The following is an 8,522-nucleotide window of genomic DNA, read 5'->3' as shown; positions in this document are numbered from 1 at the left end:
CGCGCGCGGCCGCGTCGGCCAGCGCCTGCCGGTCGAGGACCCGCAGCCCGCTCAGCCCGGTGACGCCGGACGGGCGGCCGCTCAGCCACCACTCCCCGGTTCCGTTGACCACACCCCAGCCTTCGAACAGCCGCGCGTCGAGGGTGGCCCGGTCGGCGACGATGGCGGCGCCGCCGGCGGTGCCCGGAACCCGGTCGACGACCGCGACCACCCGGATCGGCACGCCGGCGTTGCCCACCTTGAGGAAGGTGGCCTTGCCCACCTCGGCGCGCAACTCGGTCAGGGCAGCCGGGGTCATCGCGACCGGCACCGGTGACCGGGTGGGCGGGCGGGTCACGGCGAACCGGCCGGCATAGCGCAACGCGCCGTCGCCCTGCGCGCCCTGCCCGGCGCCGGTCGGGCCGACCGCCCACCAGTCACCGTCCTGGCCGGTCACCCGCCAGGTGATCGGGCTGACCGCGGGGTCCACGACGAAACCGGCCAGCCCCGGCCCGGCGGCGGTGAAGTCCAACGGCTGGTCCTTGTCGCTGGCGCCGAGGTCGACCCGGCGGCCGTCGGTGAAGATCGCGGTGGTGCGGGCCGGGCCGTCGGTGACGATCCGGCCGGGCCGCAGCTCGCTCGCCGGGTTCTCCCGGCCGCGGCCCGCGACCAGCTGCTGGAACAGCTCCCGCGGCGGGCCGCCGGTGGCGTCCTCGCGGGCGCGCACCACCTCGGCGGCCCGCTCGGCGTCGATCGCGAGGAACTCGGCCGGGTCCTCGCCGGCGGTCAGGCTCATGTTCTCCCGCCAGGCCGCCGCGATCGGGCCCGCCCCGGGCAGCCCGGTCAGCTCGGCGAGCCGTTCGGCGGGTGCGGCACCGCCCGTCTCGATCAGCCGCAGGTCCGCGCCGACCTGCTGTTCCGCCTGGTCGTCGAGGGAGGCCCGGGTGGTGCCGTTCAGTCCCCAGGAGACGGTGGCGGCCGCGACGGCGAGCGCCAGCATCACCATCGGGCCGGCGTGCGAGCGGCGGCCGGCCTGCCAGGTGCCGAGCAGCCGGGCCCGGGTCACCCCGCGGTCCAGCCGGGCCGCCGCCAGCCGGGCGACCGGCGGCAGCAGCCGGACGGCGAGCACGGCGCCGGTCAGCACGCCGAGCGTGGGCGCGGCCGCCAGCAGCGGGTCGATGCCGAGGCCGGCGCCGACCGGCGAGGAGTACTGGCGCAGCTGCATCCAGCCGAGCACGGCGAGGGCCACCACGACCAGGTCCACACCGGCCCGGCGCAGGATCGGCAGGCGGGCCCGGGCCGCCGTCTCGGCCACGTAGGTGCGGCCGCGGCTGAGCGCGGGCAGGGTCAGCGCGAGCACACCGCCGACCACGGCGAGCGCGGCGATCAGCCACACCGGGCCGTCCAGGCGGGCGTCGACGTCCAGGCCGCCGGGGATCGCAACGGTACGGATCAGGAACACCGCGAGCGGCGGCGCGAGCAGGCCGGCCGGCAGCATCAGGGCGAACGCCTCGGTGGCGGCGAGCCGGGCCAGCTGGCTGCGGGAGGCCCCGCGGGCGCGCAGCAGCGCGGTCTCGGACCGGCGGGCCTCACCAAGCAGCAGGGCCACCAGGGTGAGCGCGTACAGGCCGAGGACGGCGAGCAGCAGGATCGGGGTGACCAGCGCGGAGCGGTTCACCAGCTCGGCGCGTTCCAGCCGGGCGGCCAGTGCGGGCAGGCCGCTGGTGATGGTGGCCGACGTGCCCAGGCCGGTGCGTTCCGGCAGGGTCTCGGCCGCAGCGGTGGCCGCCGCGGCGGTGCGGCCCACCTGCGCCAGCGACGCGTCGGCGAGGCCGGGCTGGGCCAGCCACCCGGCCGAGGCGCCGGTGGCGAAGTCGCGGTCGAAGGCGGCCCGGTCCACCACGATCGGGCCGTGAGTGCTGGACTGCGGCGCCCGGCCGGCGAACACGTCCGGCGTGAGCAGCCAGTACGCGTCGGCGCTGTCCCGTGGCCGCCACAACCCGGAGACGGTGAGCGGCACGATCCGCTGGGTGCGCCGGTCGGCCAGACGCAGGGTGTCGCCGGTGGTGACGCCGAGCAGGCGGGCCACCGGCTCGGCCAGGGCGGTGGCGCCGGGCCCGGACGGCCAGGTCCCGGACGTCAGGGTGGCGTGGGCGGGCAGGTTCTCCAGGGCCACCACGGAGGCGAACACCACGCCGTTGGCGTCGGCGGTGGCCCCCGGGCCGGGCCGGTCGACGGCCCAGCCGGAACCGTAGACGGCGCCCCGGACGGTGACCGGTGCCCCGGCGAGGCCGGTGGCGTACGCCTCGCGCACCGCCCGGTCCTTCTCGGCGCCGCCGGAGCCGCGGATCAGCACGGAACGTTCCGCCGGGCCGGCCGCGGCGACGGCCGCGCGGACCCCCGCCTCGCCGGCGGCTCCCGCGTACGCGGTCAGGCCGGTGAGCAGCAGCACCGCGATGAACATGACCGCGGCGCCGGCGGCCAGCAGGCTCTTGGCCGCCGCGGCCCGCCGGACTAGTAACGCCATGGTCGACCCGGAACGAACATTTTTCGGATCTTGCCATATGGACAGCGGGCCGGTGGTCCCCCACCGGCCCGCCGCCGGTCACGGCTTGGAGCGCGGGCTTCCCGGCTCGAGCGAGTCGATGAACTCGTCCGGTTCGGCGGTCCGCGTGTCGGTGGCCTTCATGGTGCTCGCCACCGCACCCTTGTCCACGCCCGGAATGCCGGCCACCTTGTAGTACGCGGCCTCGGCCAGCGCGTACGCCACCCGGTACTGGTGCGCGGCGAACGCCTTGGCCGCCAGGCCGAGCAGTCCGTCGGCGGCCAGCAGCGCGGTGCGGCCCTTGCCCCTCGGCACGGTCGCGGCCAGCCGGTTCGCGGCCTCCCAGTACGCCGCGGTCAGGAACCGGTCGCTGTTGTCCCGGTCGAACTGGCTGAAGTCCCAGTTCAGGTCGATGTAGCTCATGATCGAGTTGCTCTCGTCGCCGGCGTTGGCGAAGTAGAAGTCGCCGACCGCCTCGTAGTTCACCCCGGTGGTGCTGTCGTAGCCGTCGTGCGGGTGGCTCAGCCCCAGGTGGTGGCCGACCTCGTGGATCTGGGTGGTGGTCAGGCCGTACCCCGCCTCACGGATCTCCGGGGAGACGAAGTTGAACACGTACGTCTGGTCGCCGGTCGTGTAGTCGTCGTCGGCGAACCCGAGCAGGCCGCTGCTCTGGTTCGGGCCGACCGCGTAGTTGAAGATCGGCAGCTCGTAGTCGACCTTCCCGGTGTCGTCGAGGACCTCGTCCAGGTGCTCCCGGTTGTACAGGTACAGGTTGGCGAACGCCGGGTAGCCGCTGTCCGGATAGCAGGACTCCTCGGCCACGAAGGCCTGGTAGCACGCCAGCGCCTCCCCGGTCAGCGGCAGATCCTGCAGGTCGTGGCTGAACCGGTTGCGCCAGCGCAGCTCGGAGAGCTCGTCGACGAGCAGCGACGGGGTGATCAGCTCCGCCGAGGCGTCCACGCCGGGCCAGCCCTCGTACGTGTTGTTGTCCAGGTTGATGGTCTTCGGCGGCTCCGCGGTCGGCAGCTCCACCGGGTAGAGCGGTGAGCTGGTGAACAGCAGGTTCACCGCCACGTACCGGGTGATCTTGCCGAGGTCGCCGGCGAGGGCGGCCGGCGAGCGGTAGCCGTCCGCCGTGTACTCCCAGATCGGCGGCATCCGGTAGTCGGCGGTGCCGTCACCGTCGACGTCCGCGTTGTCGACGTCGTAGTTGCCGGTCCACTCCTCCGGGCCGGCCGACAGGTCGTGGAACCAGACCCGGCGGGTGCTGCCCAGGCCGGTCTCCTCGTCGTCGGCGGTGGTGCCGCCCCAGGCGATGATCTTGCGGCTCTCCCGCTGCACCCCGAAGTCGTAACCGGTGTCCGGGTCCGGCTCGCCGGTCTTGGTGTAGATGTGGTGCTTGAAGTCGGAGCGCCCGAACCAGTTGATGAAGAACACCGTGTTGCGGCGGGTGTCCACCCCGGCGGGCGGATGGTGCGCCAGCCACTTCTCCACGCTGGGCGCGTCGATCGTGTGGTTGCCGGTCACGTCCAGCACGTTGTTGCGCTGGGCGTTGTAGGCCTGCTGGGACAGGGCCAGCGGGGCGGGCGTGGCGAGCTTCGAGAGCTGGCGGAAGAAGGCATCCTCGTAGGACTTGCCGGTGTAGGTGAGCCGGTAGTCGTACTGGTAGGTGATCCCCAGCTTCTCGGTGACGTCGTAGTAGAGCCGGGAGCGCACCACCGGCTCGGACGAGCGGGCGAGCTCGGCGAGGAAGCTGTTCTTGGCGACCTGCGCCGGTTCATAACCGACGAAGACCACGTTGACCGGCACCTTCTCCACCAGGCGGGGCTGGCCGCCGGGATCCAGGTGCCGCAGTGCCGGGGCGCCGGCAGCAGCGGCGGGTCCCGCCGAGGCCACCACGAGCGCCGCGACGAGCGTCACGATGAACGGGCTTCTCCTTCTCATGTGGACACGCTGCCATCAACCCCCACCGATGGGAAGAGGACCGATAGGCTCGGCGCGTGCTGGAGATCCGCGGGCTGTGCAAGACGTTCGGAACATTCCGAGCGGTCGATCGGGTGAATCTGACGGTCCGGTCCGGGACGTTCCACGGCATAGTGGGGCCCAACGGCGCCGGCAAGTCCACCACCATCGGGATGACGGTCGGCCTGATCACCCCCGACGCCGGCGAGATCCGGGTCCTCGGGCACGACGCGGTCGCCGAGCGCGACCGCGCCCGCGCCCTCACCGGCGTCCTGCCCGACGGCCTCGACCTGCCCGAGCGCCTCACCGGCGCCGAGCTGCTGCGCTACAGCGCCGGGCTGCGCGGGCTCAGCCGCACGGCCGCGGCCGGCCGGGTCACCGAGCTGATCGAGGTGCTCGGCCTGGCGAAAGCGGCCGGCACCCCGCTCGCCGACTGCTCCACCGGCACCCGCAAGAAGGTCGGCCTGGCCCAGGCGCTGCTGCACGCGCCCCGCCTGCTGGTGCTCGACGAGCCGTTCGAGGCGGTCGACCCGGTCTCGGCGGCCACCATCCGCCGGGTGCTGCGCCGCTTCGTCGACGGCGGCGGCACCACCGTGCTCTCCACCCACTCGATGCTGCTGGTCGAGCAGATGTGCGACGAGGTCACCGTCATCCACCAGGGCCGGGTGGTCGCGGCCGGCCCGGTCGCCGAGGTCGCCGCCGGGCGCAACCTCGAGGACCGCTTCGTCGAGCTGGTCGGCGCCGACGCCACCGGCGGCGACGGCCTCGACTGGCTCACCACCCCCGGAGACCCCCGGTGACCGCTCTGCGTGAGCCCGAGATCCTGCGCCCCGGCCCGCTGCTCGGCCTCGGCGCGCGCATCGCGGTCCCGGCGCGCATGCGCGCCACCATGCTGCGCCGCTCGCTGCGCGAGCATCCCGGGCCCGCGGTGGCCGGCCTCTGCGGTCTGCTCGCGGCCGCCTGGCTGATCCGGTACGCGGTACGCGGTGACCAGCACACGTTGTCGATCCTGGCCGGGACGTGGGTGCTCGGCTGGATCGTGCTGCCACTGCTGCTCGGCGGCGGCCGCGGCCGGGTCCGCCCGTCCCACCTGCGGCTGGAGCCGATCGGCGGGTTCGCCGCGGCGGCCGGCCTGCTCACCGCCTCCGCGGTCGGGATCGGCCCGGCCGTCTCGCTGGTCGCGCTCGCCGCCCTGCCCGTGCACGCCGCGCGGTACGGTCCGAAGGCCTTCCTGATCACCACGTTCGGCGCGCTGCTGCTCTGGCTGATCGGCCTGATCGGCTCGGCGGTGGCCCTGGAGGCGGTCGGCCACGCCGGCGGCCCGGCCGGCGCGCTGGTCACCGGCGTCTTCACCGGGACCGTGATGGGGGTGCTCGGCTCCGTCTGGGCGGTCGCGCCCTGGCTGACCTTCCTGCTGGTGGCGGGCCCGCCCGGCGAGGTGGTGCACGCGATGCGCTTCGTCCCGAGCAGCTGGCCGATCTCGGCGGTCCTCGGCCCACCCGACCGCAGGTTCTGGATGCTGTCCGGCCTCGTCGCGATCACGGTGCTGTGCGCCGCGGCGTACGTCGTGCTGGTCCGCCGATCCCTGACCGGCGCGACCTTCCGCAAGCGGCGTGCCCGCGCGGCGGCACCGGTGGGCGGCGCCGGCCGCGCCCGCCTCTTCGACCGGGTGCCGGCGCCGACCCGGGCGGTCGCCGGCCGGGAGCTGCGCACCTGGCTGCGGCACCCGCTGCGGTTGCAGTACCTGGCTTTCGCCGTCGTCTACGGCTGCCTGCTCGCCGGGCTGCCGCTGCTCGCCGGGGTGGACCTGCTCGCGCCCTGGGCGGGCGCGCTGACCGTGCTCTGGGCGGCCGCGATGTCGGCCGGCCTGGTCGGGCTCGACGGCACCGCGCTGTGGCTGCCGTTCACCACCCCCGGCGGGGAACGCGCCGAGGTCCGCGGCCGCGCCGTCGCCTGGCTGGCGCTGGTCACACCGATCGGGCTGCTGCTCACCGTGGCCGGCGTGCTCGTCGCGCCGCAGGTCGATCCGCTGCCCGTGCTCACCGTGCTGCCCGCCTTGCTCGGGGCCGGCGCGGCGATCCCGGTGTGGGTGTCGCTGCTGCGGGTGCGGCCGGTGCCGGACCCGCGTCGTCCCACCGCGGCCGACAACCCGACCGACATCATCAGCGTGCTGGTCGCCGCCGGGGCCGGCGTGCTCGCCGCGGCGCCCGGGTTCGCCCTGCTGATCTGGGGCCCGGACGAGCTGCGCCGGCTGGCGCCGCTGGCCGGGCTCGCCTGCGGGCTGGCCGCCTGGTGGGGTGGCACGTGGCTGGCCGACGACCGGCTGGCCCGGCATCAGGCCGAGGTGCTCGCCGCGGCCGGGCAGCGTACCCGGCCGCCCGAGGCGCCGATCCCGCTCACCTGGGACCCCGAGTGGTACCGGGAGAACCGGGCGACGGCGTGGGCGCTCGTCCTGCTCACGGCCGGCTGGATCCCGGTCGTTCCGCAGGGCTTGATGGTGCTGGCGTTCGGCATCGACGGCGGCTGGATCGTGGCGTCGCACCTGGACGGGCCGGCGCGCACCGGGGTGGCCCTGGCGATGACGGCGGTGGGCGGCGCGATGCTGCTGACCGGTCTGGTCCTGTGGGGACGCCGGCCGGGGCGGCTCCCGGACAGGTGAGCGCGGTACCTCGATAGCGGCGTCGAGCAGGTCGTCCCTTCTGTTCGCCGGGCCGCGAAACTACCGTCGGAGCGATGAGGCGCGCCTACCGAGCGGACGTGGCATTCGACGGCGAGCGCATGCTTCCCGGTGGCGCCCTGGTCCTGGTCGAGGACGGCAGGATCACCGCGGTGACGCCGGCCGGCACGCCGCCGCCGGCGGGTTGGCAGCTGTGGTACGAGCCCGGCACCGCCCTGCTGCCCGGGCTGATCGACGCGCACACCCACCTGTGCGGCAACAGCGCCCCGGACGCCCTCGACCGCCTTCCCGCCCTGTCCGCCGCCGAGTTGGACGCCGCGGTCGACGAGGCTCTGGCCGTCCAGCTGGCGGCGGGGGTCACCGCGGTTCGCGACCTCGGCGACCAGCAGTGGACGGTGGTGGACCGGCATCGCTCCCGCCCGCACCTTCCGGCCGTGGTCGCCGCCGGACCGCCGATCACCGTCCCCGGCGGTCACTGCGCCACGATGGGCGGCGCGGCCCGCGGCGCCGAACAGCTGCGCCGAGCCGTGCGGGAGCGCGCCGAACGCGGCGCCGGCCTGGTGAAGATCATGGCGACCGGCGGCATGACGACGCTCGGCACCGACGTGCAGGCCTGCCAGTTCAGCCTGGCGGAGATGCGCGCGGTGGTCGACGAGGCGCACCGGCTCGGGCTGCCGGTGACCGCCCACGCGCACGCCCTGTCCGGGGTGCGGCAGTGCGTGGCCGCCGGGGTGGACGGGATCGAGCACTGCACCTGCCTCAGCCCGGAGGGGATGCACACCCCGCCCGAGCTGGCCGCGGCGATCGCCGCCGCCGGCATCGTGGTCTGCCCGACGCTCGGTACCACCCTCGGGCCGGGTCAGATGCCGCCCGAGGTGGCCGCCCGCTTCGCCCAGGCCGGTTTCCTGCTCGCGGAGCGGCCGAAACAGGTGGGTTCGCTGTACCGGGCCGGAGTCACCCTGGTCAGCGGGGTGGACTCGGGGATCAACCCGGCGAAGCCGCACGGTTTCCTGCCGGGGTCGATCGCCGCGCTGGTCGACTGCGGCGTGCCGGAGGTGGCCGCGCTGGCCTCGGCCACCGGCGTGGCCGCCGACGCGTGCGGGCTGGCCGACCGGACCGGGCGGTTGCTGGCCGGCCTCGGTGCCGATCTGCTGGTCGTGCGGGGCGACCCGAGCCGCGACATCACGGCGCTGCGTGCGGTGCACACGGTGGTGCGCGCCGGTCACGTCGCGATCCGGCCGCCGGCCGTCCCGCCCGCGATCGCCTAGATGTGATGTCCAGCCAGGTTGTTCAACCGGGTGATGGGTGCGCGTTTGCCGATGGCGGTGTGGGGTCGATGGTGGTTGTAGTCGTGCAGGA

General features: G+C 74.8%; 5 protein-coding genes. 3 read left to right on the top strand and 2 right to left on the bottom strand.

From position 1 onward, the window contains the following. Both AB0F81_RS49145 and AB0F81_RS49140 read right to left on the bottom strand, forming a co-directional pair. A partial coding sequence (locus AB0F81_RS49145; protein WP_360211006.1) for an FtsX-like permease family protein occupies window positions 1–2,506 on the bottom strand: 2,506 nt, incomplete at its 3' end. A 78-nt stretch (window positions 2,507–2,584) separates the two neighbouring features. Beyond that, window positions 2,585–4,468, bottom strand: a complete 1,884-nt coding sequence (locus tag AB0F81_RS49140; RefSeq protein ID WP_360211004.1) for a hypothetical protein — start codon at window positions 4,466–4,468, stop codon at window positions 2,585–2,587. Between the two features lie 56 nt (window positions 4,469–4,524). On the opposite strand from AB0F81_RS49140, the gene AB0F81_RS49135 reads away from it, so the two are divergent. The 3 genes from AB0F81_RS49135 to AB0F81_RS49125 all read left to right on the top strand — a co-directional run bounded on the left by AB0F81_RS49135 (window position 4,525) and on the right by AB0F81_RS49125 (window position 8,431). Further along, window positions 4,525–5,286, top strand: coding sequence for an ABC transporter ATP-binding protein (locus AB0F81_RS49135; protein WP_360211002.1), 762 nt, complete (start codon window positions 4,525–4,527; stop codon window positions 5,284–5,286). Next, window positions 5,283–7,145: a hypothetical protein gene (locus tag AB0F81_RS49130; RefSeq protein WP_360211000.1), complete on the top strand. Its 1,863-nt coding sequence runs from the start codon at window positions 5,283–5,285 to the stop codon at window positions 7,143–7,145. Before AB0F81_RS49135 ends, AB0F81_RS49130 begins: the two co-directional genes overlap by 4 nt. Window positions 7,146–7,219: 74 nt before the next feature. Then, window positions 7,220–8,431: an amidohydrolase family protein gene (locus tag AB0F81_RS49125; RefSeq protein ID WP_360210998.1), complete on the top strand. Its 1,212-nt coding sequence runs from the start codon at window positions 7,220–7,222 to the stop codon at window positions 8,429–8,431. Window positions 8,432–8,522 lie beyond the last annotated feature (91 nt).

Origin of the sequence: Actinoplanes sp. NPDC024001 (assembly GCF_040638955.1) — a bacterium.
Taxonomy (GTDB): Bacteria; Actinomycetota; Actinomycetes; order Mycobacteriales; family Micromonosporaceae; genus Actinoplanes.
Note: the sequence above shows the minus strand (reverse complement) of the source record. Positions and strands in the feature narration are given on the sequence as shown.